Below are 16116 nucleotides of genomic sequence, written 5' to 3'. Positions count from 1 at the left end.
GGCGGTACCTCCTTTCTGGGGTGCGGGTCAGGGCGCGACGGCCGGCAGGACACCGGCCAAAGCGCAGGGCTGGGAGGGCCGGCACTGGATGGCGAGAGTGGTGACCCGGTCCTCGGCGCCTCCGGCGGACGATCCGTCCCAGGCGATCGACTGCTTGCCGGAGACCGTGACGGCGTAGACGTACGCCTGGGCGATGGCCCCGGGATCGGCCTGAAGTGCCCGGCTGAACGATTCAGGAAATCGGGCCTCGGTGGCGACGGCAGTGGCGTACTGACCGTTGTCGGCCATCCGCCCCCACAGCACGGGCGAGGGGACGAGCGCGTCGACCGACGCGGCGTCGGCGTACTTGGCCTCGGTGGTCAGCCAGGTATGCAGTGCCGCCAGCAGTTCCGGCTGCGAGTATGCCCGGGTGTCGTAGGACCACAGCGCTGCCGCAGCCGCCTTCCCGAAGGCGATCGGGTCGTGCGTGGACGGGCGCGCAGGCAGCGTGCTGCGAATGCCGGACGACGGGCGGGAGGAAGGGGGCAGAGCAGGGGAAGGGGACGCCGAACTCACCTGCGAGGGAGAGACCTCGGAGGAGGTCCGGCCATCGCGAGTGAGATAGGCGGCCAGGCCGGCGAGGGCGACGAGCACGACCAGGGCGACGGTGCCGATCAGCGCCCGGCGGCGCACGCGAGATGCGCCGCCGGGGTTCGTGGAACGGGAAGACATCAGCGGACCTGCGTCCCCAGCGTGCTGAAGAACGCCACCACGCCGTTCGCGGCGCCAAGCAGGAGGGCCGCACCAGCGCTGACCAGCACGCCCTTCTTACCGTTGGCCTCGGCCTGGTGGCCGCCGGAGTGGTGGCCCCAGGCCCACACACCAGCGCTGACCGCCAGCGCGCCGACCACGGCGATGATGCCGAACAGATTGATCGACCCCATCACCTGCTTGAGGACCGAGAGGCCCGGCAGGCCGCCCTCGTTGGGCTTGATCCCCGGGTCGTAGGCGAGCTGGATGACCTTGTCGGCGAGAAACATAACGAACTCCAGTTCGATTCACGTACGCCAAAGCCCGAAGGGCCACAGCGGCGGTGCAGGGGAGAGAGGAGGGGGAGAAGCGCCGGTCAGACGACTCGGCGGGCCGCGAGAATCTGCGGCTTCCAGGAGGCGAGGGTCGAAATTTTGACCACGTCGCCGGTGCGCGGGGCATGAATGACCAGGCCTGAGCCGATGAACATGCCTACGTGTTCAGGAACTTGGGCGGTGCCCCTGGTGAACAGCAGGTCGCCGGGTTGCAGAGCGTCGGCTGAGACCGACTGTCCCTCGTTGACCTGCGTGTAGGTGGTCCGCGTCAGGACGACCCCGGCCGCCTTGTAGGACATCTGCATCAGCGAGGAGCAGTCGCAGCGACCCATCGGGTCCGCCCCGTGGGAGTCGGTGCACGTGCCGCCCCACTGGTACGGAGTGCCGAGCTGGCCCATGGCCCAGCGAATCGCGGTCTGCACCTTCGGTGAGGCATCGGCCGGGATCTTGTATCCGTCCGGCACCGTCCCGGGAGGGATGGTTCCGAAGTCGGTTCCGTCCCCGTCGGTCGTACAGCCGCCTGCGGCATTCGGCGCCGGGCTGGCAGTGCCGCCCCCGGACCCCGACGGGGAGGGCGTGGGTGCGGGATCACCGGTCTTCGCCAGCAGCGGCTGGATCGCCTTCTGCAGGGCGGTCGCCAGGGGCTCCCACTTGGCGTAGGCATCCGGATAGCCCGAGCGCTGCACCGCCTGGGCGGCCTGGGTGATGGTCATCGATTCCCAGCCCGAGACCTCCCGCAGCCCCTCGTAGAACTTCGTCGAGGAGTAGACCGGGTCCATGATCTGGGCCACGGTGCCCCAGCCCTGCGACGGCCGCTGTTGGAAAAGCCCCACCGAGTCACGGTCCCCGTAGGTGATGTTCCGCAGGCCGCTCTCCTGCAGCGCGGTGGCCAGCGCCACGATCTGCCCCCGGACGGGGATCTTCATCGCGACACCGGTGGCCTGGATCGTCTTGGCGTTCGGGACCTGCTCGGCTGGATCGTCCAGCCCCGGCACGGAGACCGTCCCCTTGGCGCCGCCGTCCAGGATCGCCTTCACCTGAGCGGCAACGGCTGAGGTATCCACAGCCTGTGCACCGCCGGTCGAGCAGGCGGCCGAAGCCGTCCCGGCACCGATGGCGAGGATCGGAACGGCCAGCAGCAGCGGACCGGATGCGAAGAGACCGACGACGGCTCCGGTGGTCTTCTTCATCGCCGCCGCCGTTCACCGAGGCGGTGGTGCCAGCCGGACAGCGGTGTTGGGTCAGGACGCGGGGGTATCAGGGCATGCTGCATCGCAGCGGCTCCTTGGGTTTCGTAGGAGGCGCGGTGCCGGCTTCTCGTGCAAAGCCGTCGGCACCGCGCCGATGTGAATCCGCCTCTCAGGGCGGGCCCGGGTCAGAGGAGTTGGTAGCTCCCGGACGCCGGTCTCGGGTCACGCGCGGCAGTCAGCCGCGCTCGTAATCTCAGGCGGTACACCGGGTCTCCTCACGGCATCGGGAAATAGGGGTCAACGGGCCTCCCGTGCTGCCATTTTTGGACGAGGCAACACGGATAAGCACAGGTCAGCGAGGGTGGAGCGGGGCTCCGTCCCGGTGACATGGCGAGACAGTAGACCGGGATTCCGGCCGCACCAAACGGCTCTCGGACCCGGGCCCGGAGCACGACGCGGTTCGTTAGGTGCGGCCGGAAATTGCGGCTAACGTCCGGCGCAATCCCGCTCCGAACGGCCACTGTTGAGCACCGTCAGAGCGGGCCCAGTCCCGCCGTGCCCTGAAAGAGGCCCGCACATGAGCTACACGCTGCACCGAGGTGACGCCCTCACCGTGCTGAAGACCCTCCCGGACGAGAGCGTTAACGCCGTCATCACCGACCCGCCGTACAACTCCGGTGGACGCACCAGCTCCGACCGCACCGGTCGTACCGCCCGCGCCAAGTACGTCACCAGCGGATCCGCACACGACCTGCAGAACTTCCCCGGCGAGAACCGCGACCAGCGCTCGTACCGGAGCTGGCTGACCGCCCTGCTCACCGAGGCGTACCGGGCATCCACCGAGCACTCGGTCGCCATCGTCTTCTCGGACTGGCGTCAGGAGCCGACCACGTCCGACGCCCTGCAGATGGCGGGCTGGACCTGGAGCGGCACGATCCCGTGGATCAAGCCCGCTAGCCGGCCTCGCAAGGGCGGGTTCAAGCAGTCGGCCGAGTTCATCACCTGGGGCGTCAAGGGGAGCCTGGCGAAGGACCGGGACCTGTACCTGCCCGGCCACTTCATCGCCTCCCAGCCCCGCAAGGACCGGGTGCACATCACCCAGAAGCCGGTCGAGATCATGCAGCAGCTCGTGCGGATCTGCCCCGAAGGCGGCACCGTGCTCGACCCCTTCACCGGCAGCGGCTCCACGGGCGTCGCCGCCCTGCGCGAGGGCCGACAGTTCGTGGGAGTCGAGCTGTCGTCGCACTACGCCGCCGTCGCCGAGCGAAGGCTCCAGGCGGAGCTGACCCAGGACGACTTCGTCCTGGCCGGACCGGAGGCGTGAGCATGAGACCAACCAGGCAGGGGCCGACGGACCGCAGACGCAAAAGGGCGGCTGGAGCATCGAGAAACCGATGCTCCAGCCGCCCTTCCTCTTGCGTCAGGCCGCCTCGCACGCCCGCCGGATCAGCGGCCCCGCCTTCTCCAGGTCGGCCGCCGCGGAGATGCGCACCTCCAGGTCGCCCGTCCCGAGGTGTCCGATGCCGCGCATGTCGCGGGAGAAGCCCTCCTCCAGCTCGACCGTGTCCGGGTCGAGCCGGAGGTAGACCAGGATCACCTCGTGCTTCGGACGGAAGATCACCGAGGCGAGGTTCACCATCCGTCGATAGGCGATGTAGTGCAGCAGCGGAGCCACCTCGACCTCGCCCCACGCGGTGAGGGCCTCGTCCAGCTCGACGTACAGGTCCTGCAGGCAAGCCGGAGCCGCGCCCGGGTTCGCCTGGACCGATGGCTTCCCGTTGCCCCCGCCGGAACCGGCCACGTCCTCCCGCTCCCGTCGCTGCCGCCGCGCCGGAGCGGGACGGGGAGATCCAGGTGTGGACTCGATCAGCAGCAGGCTCAGCAGGCCGCCGTCGAAGATGCGGTAGCGCACCAGGTCGATCCGCTCGTGCAGGCGGCGCACCGCGACCCGGTCGTGGTGCGAGAAGCTGGCCGCGATGCAGACCATCCGCGGATTCCGCCAGTCGATCGCCTCGGCCGCCTCGGCGCCCAGCTTCTCCTTGACCAGGGCCTCGAACTCGTGACGTGCCGAGTCGAGCCACGACATGTAGGAGACCGCCTGCGACATGATGCCGCTGTCGGAGCCCTTCTTGTACTCGATCAGCGTGGGGGTGTTGTTCTCGTCGAGCCCGAGCGTGTCGATCCGACCCCGGTGCACACGGACCGGTCGGGTACTCCGACGCCAGGAACCGGATGCCGAGCATCGCCTCCAGGCCCGCCTCGACCCGCCGCTGCAGTTCGACCTCCAGCGCCACCGTCGAACCGGACAGCTCGACATCCCGCCCGTCCGCGTCCCGCCGGAACAACATCAGCTCGGCCACCAGCGCCCCTCCCGTGATCAGTACAAGGGAAACAATCGAAACGGCCAGAGGGATATTCCAGACGAAGGGCAAGCCGCCTGCCTTGGGACGGTGCGTTGCACTGGCGCAGCATCACGCACGGCGCTCGGCGACGAGACGCTGGCCCATGGCCGTGAGAACCGCCGAACACGGGCTCTCCTTGAACCAGTCAGCCCCGGGGAACGGTTCAAACTACGGGGTCGGTGCGGGCTGGTCCGGCTTGGGCTTGGTGCCGAGCCGGGGGCCCGTCTTGGTGTTCGTCCACTCCTTGTGGCCGATGACGCCCGCCGCACTCCATCCGTGCGCGCGACAGATCCCTGCGGGTACGCGCTCGCTGGTGTCGAGCTGCTCGGCCGACCACGGGTCGGCATCGGCTGAGCCATGCGCTCACCTCCGCAAGCCCCGTGACTTGCTCCGCTGAGTAGGCCCGGAGCGCGGTGCCGGGATTGCTCCCGGTCCGTTTCTCCGGACCTCTCGCCGAACCCGCCGTGCGCCTCTCAACGCAACGGGCTCTCCACGGTCTCTGCCGTCAGGCGTGGTTGATGCCGGTCCAGGGGTTGGGGATCCTCGACGCCCGGTAGCGGTAACGGGTGACCGTCACCGTCTGGAGGTCGAATAGTTCAATCCCGTCCGCGTGTGGGCGACGCCAGCCCCCGCAGGGGTCGGCGAGCCACCGGCGGACGTCCTTCCACCTCCAGCGGTGCAGGGCTCTCAGCCACCGGGCCACCCGCCACCAGACGAAGTGCTCCAGTTTACTGAAGGTGTGTTTTGCCACTGCGTGCTTGAAGTAGTTGGCCCAGCCGCGCATGATCTGGTTGAGCCGGATCAGCACGTCCCTGGGAGGGTGTTGCGACGTCCTGTGCGTCAGGGCACGGATCTTCGCCTTCAGCGACCGGAGGGGCCGGTCGGCGATGAAGGTGTAGACGTACCACTTGTTCGTGCCTCGCTTGCGGCGCCACTGGATGCGGAACCCCAAGAAGTCGAACCCATCAGTCATGTGCACAATTCGGGTCTTGGCCGGTGACAGCCGAAGTCCCAGAGGTTCCAGCACATGAGCGATGTCTTCGTGCAGCGTTTCGACGTCGTCGCGGGCGCCGTGCACGAGGACGACGAAGTCATCCGCGTAGCGGACGACCCGCCATCTGGGCAGCCCCAGATATCGACGTCGATCCCGCCGGGAGCCGGTGCTCATCTCCCCACCGTTCTTCCACGGCCCATGCAAGTGCTCATCGAGCGCCGACAGGACGATATTGAAGATCAGCGGTGAGAGGATCCCGCCTTGCGGAGTGCCGGTATGGGTGTTCTGATACTGACCGTCCTCGGTGAGGACCCCAGCCTTCAAGAACGCCTTAACCAACTCCAGTACGCGCTTGTCCTTGACCCTGGCACGCACCGCGTCCATGGCGGAGCGATGCGAGACGTTGTCAAAGGCCGCCTCAATATCCGCGTCCAGCACCCATCGATAGCCCCGGGTGCCGAAGTAGTGGATCTCGGCGATCGCGTCCTGGGCCCGCCGGGCAGGCCGGAACCCATAGGAGACCGGCTCGAAGTCGGCCTCGAAAATAGGCTCCAGCACCAGCTTCAGTGCCGCCTGGACCAAGCGGTCCTCCACCCGAGGAATCCCGAGCTTGCGGACCTTCCCCGAGCCCCCGGGCTTGGGGATCTTGCGTTCGCGCGCCGGCATCGGGCTCCACGCCCGTGCCTTGAGACGCTCGCGCACCTCGGCCAGGAAGACAGGGACGCCGATCTCGGACTCGATCCAGACGACCGTGCGGCCGTCCACGCCGGGATTCCGCGCCCCCTGATTACCCGCGACCCGGTCCCACGCGATGCGCAGCGTGGCCGGGTCATGCACGAAGTTGAACAGGTCGTCGAACCTGCGGCCGGGGTCGGCCGCCGCCCAACGGTGAAGCTTGGCCTGCATCTCCGATACCCGCTGGCGCGGCCCCAGTTCGGGGTCCGCCGACGGAGCGCCGCCGTTCGGCGGCGCGTCTTCCGGCATTGCAGCATCCTTCCCTTCGCGATACCGCTGCCGCCCTTTCCCGTGTGACCGGCTTTCCCGGCCTCGGAGTACTACGGCGGCTCCGCCCCGTCCCGGACCGGTCAGTCGTCGGTGGACTCAGCCCCGCCACCACCGCCGGACGCGGCGTGTGGGGCAAGGACCGGGACGGTTCCCGTGTTCACTGTGGTTCGCTCGATGAAGTAGGAGCCCGACTGTGTCCCTGTGGCATCGCCGCGAGTACGCCGCAGGCTTTCCTCACGGCCTCCCGGGCGGCTCTTGTATACCGCCCCAGGAGTTCTCCAGATCACCCGAAAGAATGACCCGGATACGCGCCACACCCGGCCCAGATCCACCAGATTCGAGCCGGTGTCGCTTTAAGAGACGTAACACGCCGGTTCCTCGCGTACTCCTCTCCATCACGCTCGCCGAACCCGCACCATCTGGCAGTGCTGGCGCGTCCCGGCTTTGTCAGGGCCGCTCTCGCCGTCCCCGGCACCACCCGGATCAGGCTGCCCTCAGCTTCAACATCCCTGCTGCGACAGGGTGTTGGTGCAGGTCTTTCACCTCCACTCGAACCAACAGCGCCTCACGGCGCAACCAAGATCTGTGCCAGAACCTGCTTGTCATCGACAAAGCCAGGGCAGGTTTGAGGGCGTGCATTCGCAGGCAAATCGACGCTGCGACACAGGCAGGGGGAGGTCTGCTCACTGGGTCCAGGGTTTGTGTTTTGCCGGTGGCGTCGATGGAATGGCTTTCAATCGAAGGGTGCCCAATGCCAGGGTTCAGCCCGAAGGTCCTGCTTCTACTGAATGGGGCGCAGGCATCTCACTCAACGCGGGAGCTGGGCCTTCCGCCTGCCCCGGCCCCGGCCCCGAAAAGACCGCACCGCACGACCAGAGAGTCTCGGTTATTAAACCGACAGGGACTCATGAACGATCAAGGTTACCCAATTGCGGTTCAGTGGTACGTCGCATTGTAGGGCGTGCACGAAACAGGTCCACGCGTCAGCGCTGAAGATGATCACACCGCTTCCGGGGTTCTTCGAATCGCGAATTGAGGCTTTTTCAGCGGGGGGGGGGTGAGTATCTCAACGCAGGTGTTCTCCTGCCCGCTGTAGCTGCTCTTGCGCCATTTTCGGATAATGTCGTCGGTCAACGCTGACTGTCCTTTGCGGTATGAGCCTGCTCCAGGGCTTGCTGGCAGGAGACGGTGTCCGGGTGCTCCCGGCCATGAACGCGCACGCATGCGGTGAGGTTCGTTTCGGCCAATGCCAGGGCGGCGTCGGTCTCGCCGGCACCGATCTGAATGTGGATCAGTACGGTGCGCAGACCCAGGGTGTGTGGATGCTCGGAGCCGAGGGAGCGTTCACGCAGGGACAGAACGGTGAGAGCCTCGTGCTTTGCTGCTTGCCACTGCTCCTGTGCGCGCAAAATGTTGGCGAACATCGACCTGGCCGCCAAGGTGCGCGGATGCGCCGCTCCCAGGATGCGGATCCGTGCAGCGAGAGTGCCCTCGATCAAGGAACGAGCTTCCTCGATCTGTCCCTTCTTGAAGAGCACCCAGGCGAGCGTGTGGCAGGCGGCCAGGGTGTTGGGATGATCCTTGCCCAAGGCATTCAGGCTGCGGTCGAGGTTGGGCCGGGCGATGCCTTCGGCCTCGTCCCACCGTTGCTGCTCACCGACTGCTTCAGCGAGGCACGCTGCACTGATGATGGTGTCCGGATGGTCAGAACCCAGCATGTGAGTCCGGCCTTCGAGCGCGCTCCTTGCATGTACCTCGTCTTCGGCCCAGGCCCCCAGACCGTACAGGGACAGTGCGAGCTCCTGGGCGCTGTCGAGGGTGTGGCGATGCGTCGGCCCCAGCTGTTCCTCCCGCGCCGCCAGCACTTCGCGGAGTTGCGCGGCCGCCTCGCCGTACCGTCCCAGCGCCGCGATCGTCCGGGCAAGTTCATGCCGGTCGGCCAGTGCTGCGGGCACGTCTGGCGTGGGGAGCGTGTCGTGGGCGGCCGCAGCGGCTGCGGCCAGAGTGTGAGCGGCGGTGTAGTCGCTACGGTCGTAGCTCTGGGTGCGGAGGTAGCGCACAACAGCGAGGGCTCTGGCTGAAGCCGTGGACTGGGCTCTCGTCGTGCGCTCGAGCAGCGCCAACGCATGTGGCGTAAAGAGGCGCAGGCTCTGTGCGTCGAGGAATGTCCCCTCGCCGGCCCCCTTGAAGAGCAGATCCTCCAGCAGCATTGCGGCCGCTGTCTGGATCGTCTCGCGCTGGTCCATGGGAATGCAGGCGGCCACGGTGTCCAGCAGCAGGGCGTGGGCCTGGATGCATTTCACGTCAGGCCGGCCGACGTCTCCCGGGACGTCGAGGGTGGCCACCATGGACTGTGACCGCAGTCCTTCCAGTGCACTGTCCGCCCGCGCGCCGATCAGCGGGGGGTCCGCCTGCGCGAGTCCGGTGGCATCCAGCCGGGCGGAGTGCAGCAGCCCGACTGGCAGGGGGTCAGAAGCAAAGCAGGACAACAGGCGGATGAGAGTGCTCGCTTCGGGCACCCCGCGGTCCGTGAGAGCGTTCAGCGAGATCTGCCAGGTGCTGCTGATCAGACGCCGTAGATCACGTTCCGCGGGGTCGGCTCCCTCATCAAGGGTGGAGCTCGGGTCGCGGCGGAGGCGTTCGAGGAATTCGTCCACAGTTACCGGATCCAGGAGTCGGCGGCCGAGATAGGTGCCGGCGAGAACCAATGCCAGGGGATGGCATCCGAGTGCTTGGGCCAACTCCTCCAACTTCGCTTGGCTTTCGGCGGGGACGTTCAGGTCGAGCAGTACGGACACGGCGTCGGGAAGGTCAAGCACGTCGAGGCGGTGCGGTTGAGCGTGTCTCCACAGGGGGGCGTTGCCGTGGCGGGTGGTGATGAGGACGGTGCCCCGGCGGCTGGGCCGCAACCACACCCCGTCACCCAGAGCCGCAGGATCATCGGCATTGTCCAGGACGAGCAGCCAGCGCTCCGCCGATTGCTCGAGGCGATGCCACACGAGGTCTGCTGCGGGACGGCGGCCGTCACGGGCCGCGTCGACTTCGTCCTGCGTGGCGCCACGGTCCTGGGCAACGGCGAGCATGCCACTGCGGAAGGAAGGCTCTGTGGCAGCGTTGACCCACAGACCGACGATGTCGTGCTCGCGTACTGCTTCGGCGAAGAGGGTCTGGGCGATCGCGGTCTTGCCACAGCCGGGCATGCCGTACACGACGTGCAGACATTCCGAAGCCGTGGCGCTGGTGATGGCCGGCAGAAGAGCCTGGCGCAGCGGATCACGGTCGCGGACCGGTGAACACAGCGTTGCGGCCAACGGCACACGGACCGAGTCAGGCCCTGAATGCTCCGCGACGGCCGTGCTCTGCGGCGCAGAACCGTAGTGCGCGTTGTACGTTCCGATCTCGACGGAGTACAAGTCCTGGTCGGCATGGAACGACCGGCCATGATCGCTCACTGACACATTCGAGTGGCGCCGCGACGGCATCGAGTTCAATTCCCCCGCCTCACATTCACACGCCTGTGGTCGGCAGAACGCGCCGGCCGGTTAGGGAGCATGATCGGCCAACTCATCTCTCTGGACGGCATCAACAAACGAGATCCAGGCCGTGTCCGGAAACATGATCACGTGGCCCTGCGGAACCTTGGAGTCCCGTATCGGGGCTTTTCCAGCGGGGGGGGGGGTGAGTATCTCGACGCAACCGTCGTCGGCTCCGCTGTAGCTGCTCTTGCGCCATTTTCGGGATATCGGATCCATCAAGACGATCTATCCTCCTCGTCCAGGTGCCTATCGGGCTGATCTGCGGCTCTCGCTACCCGATCGTGCTCCGCGCGGCAGGCCACGGTGTCCGGGTGATCATCTCCCAGAATCCGTGTGCACGCATCCAGCGTGTGGACCGACAACTCGACAGCCGTGTCGTGCTGTTGGCGCGCATGAAGGATCTTGATCAGCAGGATCTGAACGGACAGGGTGTGTGGATGCTCGGTGCCGAGGATGCGCTGGCGTGCGGCGCGCACGGACTCGGCTGACTCCTGCGCCTTGTCCCATTGGCCGAGCGTAGTGAGAACCGCGGCAAGGCGCTGACGTGCGGCGAGAGTGCGGGGATGCTCAGGTCCGAGGACGCGCTCGCTGCCCTCCAAGGTGGCCCTGGTGTGCACGGCGGCTTCCTCGCCCCGGCTCAGCCCGTCCAGCACGCGCGCAAGAGCAAGGCGGCTCAGGAGGGTGTGCGGGTGATCGTCTCCCAGAGCATCCTGGCTGACTTCGAGGTTGGAACGGGCCAGGGGCTCGGCTTCCGTCCAGCGGCCTTGGCGGCCGATGGCTTCAGCGAGTCGGCCAAAACTGTCGATGGTGTCGGGGTGGGACGAGCCGAGGGCTCGTGCGCGGCCTTCTGCCGCACGTCGCATGTACTGCTCGTCTTCCGCCCACCGCCCCAGCCCGTACAGGGCGATGCCCAGCGCGTAGGCGCTGTCGAGAGTATCTGGATGCTGGGTGCCAAGAAGGTCCTCTCGGGCATGGAGCGTTGCGGTCAGGACGTCTATGGCTTCCTCGAAGCGACCGAGCGCGATCAGGGTGCGTCCTGTTTCGCAACGGTCCTTTAACGCATCGGCGGTGTGGGCGTCCCGAGTGACCTGGGCGGCCTGCATTGCCAGAGCGTGCGCCGTCGGATAGTCGCCTCGGTCGTAGCTCTGCGAGCGCAGATACCGCACTACGTTGAGGGCCTTGGCCACCGAGGCGCAGCGCGCTGTGTGAGTTCGCTGGAGAAGTGCCGACGCGTGCGGCGTGAACAGACGCAGGCTCTGGGAGTCGAGGAACTCGCCTTCCTCAGCTCCCTGGACCAGCAGTTCGTGCAGGAGCGTGGTGGCCGCCTCCAGGATCGCTTCTCGCTGGTCCATCGGGATACGTGCGGCCACAGTGTCCAGCAGCAGGGCGTGGGTCTGGATGCACTTCACGTCAGGCCGACCGACATCACCGGGGACGTCGAGGACGGTCACCAGGGACTGCGACAGCAGACCCTGCAACGCGATGTCCGCCTTCGTACTGACCAGTGCGGGCGTGGCGTGGGCCAGTTCGGTTCTGTTGAGCCGGGTGGCATGGAGCACCCCGATCGGGAGTGGAACAGGGGCGAAGCAGGACAAGAGACGGATCAGCGTTGCCGCCTCCGGGATCCCGCGGTCGGTTAGGGCATCGAGTGAGATCTGCCAGGTGCTGCTGATCAGGCGCCGTAGATCGCGCTCTGCGGGGTCGGCGCCCTCGTCGAGGGTGGCGCTGGGGTCGCGGCGGAGGCGTTCGAGGAATTCGTCCACAGTTACCGGATCCAGGAGTCGGTGGCCGAGGTAAGTGCCGGCGAGCACCAAAGCAAGCGGATGGCACCCGAGCGCGTGGGCGAGCACCTCCAGCTTGGACTGGTCATCGGCAGGCACATCGAGGTCGAGTAGCACATGGACGGCGTCGGAAAGATTGAGCACGTCGAGATGGTGTCGGGAAGCACGGTTCCACAGGGGGGCGTTCCCGTGCCGGGTCGTGACGAGCAGGGTGCCGCGGATCGTTGGGCGCAGCCACACTTCGTCGCCCAGTACATCGGGGTCGTCGGCGTTGTCGAGGACCAGCAGCCACGGCTGGTCGGAGAGCTCGAGGTAGTGCCAGGCCAGGTCGGCTGGTGGGCGTCTGCGCTCCCGGGCTGCATCAACTTCGTCCTGCGTTGCGCCTCGGTCCTGGGCAACCGCGAGCATGCCGTCACGGAAGGACAGCTCTGTCGCGGCGTTGACCCATAGACCGACAAGGCCGTGCTCGGCCACTGCTTCGTCGAACAGGATGCGGGCGATAGCGGTCTTCCCGCAGCCGGCCATGCCGTGTACGACCAGTGCGAGGCTGGTGGACTCAGCGTTGAGAATGGCTGCGAGCAATGTCCGTCGCAGTTCATACCGGTCACGGATCGGGGACCGCGCGGCTGCGGTCAGGGGAACGCGAACCGAGTCAGGACCCGAGTGCTCCCTCAGAAGTGTCCCGCCCGGGCCGGCAGCATGGTTGGCGTTGTAGGTCCCGATCTCAAGGATGTACTGGTCCCGTTCGGCGCTGACCAGGCGACCGTGGTCAGCAATCGAGATATCGGGCGCTGTCACCCGCCGCTGTGGGAAGGGCCATGAGCCGCTCATGGTCTAGACGCACGTCCTCTTCGTCGCTATAGGCATGGAATGGTCCGGCCGGGTGGAGGGAGATACCTGTCAGTGGGCATCGTGCGTGACCTCGCCCCGACGGACGGCGCGAACGAACGACACCCATGCCTGGTCGGGAAAGATGATCACAGGACCTTCAGGGTCCTTCGAATCGCGAATGGAGGCCTGACCAACGGGGGGGGGGGGTGAGTACTTCGACGCATGCATTGTCGGCTCCGCTATAGCTGCTCTTGCGCCAGACGCGAGCGATGGACTCAATCAAGATCGGCCGTCCTCATGATCGTTCGATGGCTCTACATCGGTATCGCCGCAGGCCCTGGCCAAGGCCTCTGTGGCCGCCCGCAACTCTCGTCGGCAGGCACCGGTGTCAGGGTGGGCATCACCAAGAACCCGAACACACGCTTCCAGAACTCGAGTTGCTTGGTGGCGCGCTTCGACAAGAGCGCCGCGGCAGCGCAGGATGCGTGACAGGAGAATCTCCACCGACAAGGTGTGGGGATGCTCTTCCCCCAAAGAGCGCTGCCGCACCGCCCGTACAGATCGGGCGGCAGCTTCTGCCTCCGGCCACTGTTCAAGGTGCGACAAGACGTCGGCGAGCCTCTGGCGGGCCGCGAGCGTCCGCGGGTGATCCTCTCCCAGAGCCTGTGCGCAGCCCAGCAGGGTCTCGCGGGTATGAGCTTCGGCTTCCTGCCACCTGCCGATGCCGGCCAGCACCCAGGCGAGAGCAATCCGGGCAGTCAACGTGTGACGATCCCCGGAACCCAGTACCTCCTGACTGATACGCAGATTCGAGGTCGCCAACTCCCTCGCCTCCTGCCATCGCCTCTGCTGGCCGATGGCCTCCGCGAGACAACTGCGGGCATCAATGGTGTCAGGATGGCCGGGGCCCAGGACCCGCTCGCGTCCTTCTGTCGCACGTCGCATGCACTGCTCGTCCTCTGCCCAACGGCCCAGGCCGTACAAGGCGAGACCCAGTGCGTAGGCGCTGTCCAGAGTGCCCCTATGGTCGGTGCCCAGAAGTTCTTGCCGGTCCCGCAGCGCAGCACTGTGTGCTTCGACAGCCTCAGCGAAACGGCCGAGCCCGGACAGTGCGCGCCCCTGTTCATGCAGGTCGGTCAATGCCTCCGCCGACACCACGCTCCTGGTCATGCGAACGGCCTCGAGGGCGAGCACTTGGGCGGCGAAGAAGTCGTTGCAATCGTAGGCCCGGTCACGGAGATCACGAACAATCGTCAGCGCCGTCTGCTGCACCTCGACGCGCTCGCGGGTCGTGCGGCGCAGAAGGTGGATGGCGTGTGGAGTGAAAAGCCGCAGGGTGTGCGGATCGATGCGCTGCTCGCCGTTTGTCGCGAGCAATCCCCTCAGGAGCCCGGCCGCGGCGCTCAGCAGGATGCCGCGCTGGTCGACGGGAATGCGCGCGGCCACGGTCTCCAGCAGAAGCGGGTGGGCCTGCACGCTGCGCACCGTGGGGTGCTGAGGACCGACAGGTGCATCGAGAAGTGACACGAGTGCGTGGGAGAGTAGTCCTTCGAGGGCGCGATTGGCCTGCTCACCGCGCAGCGGAGGATCGGCGTCGGACAGACCGGTGGCATCGAGCCCTGCCGGAAGCAGCAGACCAGCAGGTAGCGGATCCGGGGCGTAGCAGGAGATCAGCCGCAGCAGTGTCGTCGCCTCCGGTGTGCCCCGCTCAGCCAGGGCGTCCAGCGACAGCTGCCAGGTGCTGCTGATGAGCCGGCTCAGGTCCTGTTCGCCTGGCTCGGCTCCGCGGTCGATGAAGGACGGGTCGACGTCGAGGCGCTTGAGGTACTCGTCCACGGTGACCGACTCCAGCAGTTGACGGCCGAGATAGGCGCCGGCCAGCGACAGGGCAAGAGGATGGCACCCCAGGCGGCTGGCCAGTAGTTCCAGTTTCGCCTGCTCCTCGGCATTGACGGTCAGATCGCGCAGTACATCCACGGCATCGTCGATCTTCAGCACGTCCAGGGGATGCTTGGCAGCCGCCCGCCAGACGGGGGCGCTTCCGTGCCGACTGGTGACCAGGACGATGCCGCGCGGGCTGGTGCGCAACCAGAGGCCGTCTCGGAACACCTCTGGGTCGTCTGCGTTGTCGAGGACCAAGAGCCACGGCTGGGATGAACGGTTGAGGTAGTCCCAGACGAAGTCCGCTGCTGGACGCCGGCCGGTCCGAGCAGCATCCACTTCGTCCTGCGAGGCACCGCGATCGTGCGCCACCGCCAGCATCCCGGAGCGGAAGGAGGACAAGCCGGATGCATTCACCCACAGTCCGACAACGCTCCCGTCCCGCACGGCCTCGGCAAACACGGTCTGGACAACCGCTGTCTTGCCGCACCCCGCCATGCCCCAGACCACGTGCAGACCGTTGCTCGCTGTTCCAGGCTCATGGATGTCGCGGAGAAGCGCCGATTGCAATTCGCGGCGATCTCGAAGGGGAGAGCCCAATGGGGAAGCCAACGGGACTCGGACAGACTCCGGACTCGGCACGTCCAGCTCCGCCCTCGCTGTCAGGCGCTGGGAGTGCCCGACGTGATACGCCGTAATGTACTGATCCCCACGCGCTTGGTAGACACGCCCGTGGCCATCTACCTCGGCCCTGAACTCTGCTTGACCGAAAGGCTCTTGTGGCTGCCGCCTCATCGCTCGGTGATGTGCTGGTCACGCCCTGCGGTGTAAGAGCGGCCGTGACCGGAGACCCGTGTATGGAAGACCGGTCCCAGCGTGGGCCGTTCGGCTTCTGGGAGAGACCCGTCTACCTCTACAAGCAGTCGCCGCAAATGCTCGGCGACAGCCGGATCTTCCCCCAAGATGCGCCGCAGCCGACGCTCCCAGTCACGCACCAGGACCGCCTCCCCCTGCGTGTCACCGCACTCCCGGGCCGCGAGGACTTCCTCGCGCGTCTCGTCCAGGGCCAGGGTGACCTCATCGGCCTGCACGGGTCGGAACTGGCGCCAGAGTGCGACAACTCCCGCACGTGCCTGCACCCACGCGTCCGTGGCCAACAGCGCCACCAATGTGGCGCCACCGGTCTCGAAGACGTCCATATACTCTCCCCCTCGTCCACGAGCCGACTCACAGATCGCTGCGGCGATAGTAAGGGCCGATACTGCCGAGGGTCTCAGGATTGCGGGCATGGCACTGAGCCAGAGGCCAATCTTGGCCGAAACCTGCCAGGCGGAACCGAGCGAACAGACCTACCTGGAGCGGTGGCTCGGACATCTCGGATGCCTTCGTGCCGGGCCAGCGTCCCCGGGGGAAGGTGGACCATCGAGTCGAT

The 16116-nt window shown here is 66.8% G+C and carries 14 protein-coding genes and 1 pseudogene; 1 reads left to right on the top strand and 14 read right to left on the bottom strand.

Annotated features, from left to right (window positions below; genetic code table 11):
- Positions 1 to 27: 27 nt before the first annotated feature.
- The 3 genes from J7I98_RS13740 to J7I98_RS13730 form a co-directional block, all read right to left on the bottom strand.
- Positions 28 to 711, bottom strand: a complete 684-nt coding sequence (locus tag J7I98_RS13740; protein WP_214920940.1) for a hypothetical protein — start codon at positions 709 to 711, stop codon at positions 28 to 30.
- Entirely contained in the window at positions 711 to 1019 is a 309-nt protein-coding gene (locus J7I98_RS13735) for a DUF6112 family protein (protein ID WP_214920939.1), read from the bottom strand. Before J7I98_RS13735 ends, J7I98_RS13740 begins: the two co-directional genes overlap by 1 nt.
- A gap of 86 nt (positions 1020 to 1105) precedes the next feature.
- Complete coding sequence (locus tag J7I98_RS13730) at positions 1106 to 2254, bottom strand: C40 family peptidase (protein WP_214920938.1); 1149 nt, start codon at positions 2252 to 2254, stop codon at positions 1106 to 1108.
- 577 nt (positions 2255 to 2831) lie between these two features.
- Between J7I98_RS13730 and J7I98_RS13725 the strand changes: the two genes are divergently transcribed.
- On the top strand, positions 2832 to 3578 hold the full coding sequence (locus tag J7I98_RS13725) for a site-specific DNA-methyltransferase (RefSeq protein ID WP_214920937.1): 747 nt from the start codon (positions 2832 to 2834) through the stop codon (positions 3576 to 3578).
- Positions 3579 to 3674: 96 nt separating this feature from the next.
- Here J7I98_RS13725 and J7I98_RS13720 read toward each other — a convergent pair.
- The 11 genes and pseudogenes from J7I98_RS13720 to J7I98_RS13680 form a co-directional block, all read right to left on the bottom strand.
- Positions 3675 to 4614 (bottom strand): annotated as a pseudogene (locus J7I98_RS13720) (DUF5655 domain-containing protein).
- A 547-nt stretch (positions 4615 to 5161) separates the two neighbouring features.
- On the bottom strand, positions 5162 to 6634 hold the full coding sequence (gene ltrA / locus J7I98_RS13715) for a group II intron reverse transcriptase/maturase (protein ID WP_214920936.1): 1473 nt from the start codon (positions 6632 to 6634) through the stop codon (positions 5162 to 5164).
- 910 nt (positions 6635 to 7544) lie between these two features.
- Positions 7545 to 7688 carry a DUF397 domain-containing protein gene (locus J7I98_RS40965; RefSeq protein ID WP_374225122.1) on the bottom strand — a complete coding sequence of 48 codons (144 nt, stop codon included), beginning with the start codon at positions 7686 to 7688 and terminating at the stop codon, positions 7545 to 7547.
- Entirely contained in the window at positions 7655 to 7879 is a 225-nt protein-coding gene (locus J7I98_RS13710) for a DUF397 domain-containing protein (RefSeq protein WP_251020571.1), read from the bottom strand. The genes J7I98_RS40965 and J7I98_RS13710 overlap by 34 nt, the downstream gene beginning before the upstream one ends.
- Positions 7786 to 9855 (bottom strand): tetratricopeptide repeat protein, encoded by a 2070-nt coding sequence (locus J7I98_RS13705; protein WP_251020615.1) that lies wholly within the window; start codon positions 9853 to 9855, stop codon positions 7786 to 7788. Before J7I98_RS13705 ends, J7I98_RS13710 begins: the two co-directional genes overlap by 94 nt.
- A 342-nt stretch (positions 9856 to 10197) precedes the next feature.
- The gene (locus J7I98_RS13700; RefSeq protein ID WP_214920934.1) at positions 10198 to 10407 is read right to left on the bottom strand and encodes a DUF397 domain-containing protein; all 210 of its coding nucleotides are present in this window, start codon (positions 10405 to 10407) and stop codon (positions 10198 to 10200) included.
- On the bottom strand, positions 10407 to 12803 hold the full coding sequence (locus J7I98_RS13695) for a tetratricopeptide repeat protein (protein ID WP_285438022.1): 2397 nt from the start codon (positions 12801 to 12803) through the stop codon (positions 10407 to 10409). The genes J7I98_RS13700 and J7I98_RS13695 overlap by 1 nt, the downstream gene beginning before the upstream one ends.
- Positions 12804 to 12872: 69 nt before the next feature.
- On the bottom strand, positions 12873 to 12953 hold the full coding sequence (locus J7I98_RS42565) for a hypothetical protein (protein ID WP_308377765.1): 81 nt from the start codon (positions 12951 to 12953) through the stop codon (positions 12873 to 12875).
- Positions 12954 to 12960: 7 nt separating this feature from the next.
- On the bottom strand, positions 12961 to 13086 hold the full coding sequence (locus J7I98_RS42560) for a DUF397 domain-containing protein (protein WP_308377743.1): 126 nt from the start codon (positions 13084 to 13086) through the stop codon (positions 12961 to 12963).
- Positions 13083 to 15194, bottom strand: a complete 2112-nt coding sequence (locus J7I98_RS13685) for a tetratricopeptide repeat protein (protein WP_214920932.1) — start codon at positions 15192 to 15194, stop codon at positions 13083 to 13085. Before J7I98_RS13685 ends, J7I98_RS42560 begins: the two co-directional genes overlap by 4 nt.
- Before the next feature lie 281 nt (positions 15195 to 15475).
- Positions 15476 to 15883 (bottom strand): hypothetical protein, encoded by a 408-nt coding sequence (locus tag J7I98_RS13680; RefSeq protein WP_214920931.1) that lies wholly within the window; start codon positions 15881 to 15883, stop codon positions 15476 to 15478.
- Positions 15884 to 16116 lie beyond the last annotated feature (233 nt).

Source organism: Streptomyces sp. ISL-98 (assembly GCF_018614055.1).
GTDB classification, from domain to species: domain Bacteria; phylum Actinomycetota; class Actinomycetes; order Streptomycetales; family Streptomycetaceae; genus Streptomyces; species Streptomyces spiramyceticus.
Note: the sequence above shows the minus strand (reverse complement) of the source record. Positions and strands in the feature narration are given on the sequence as shown.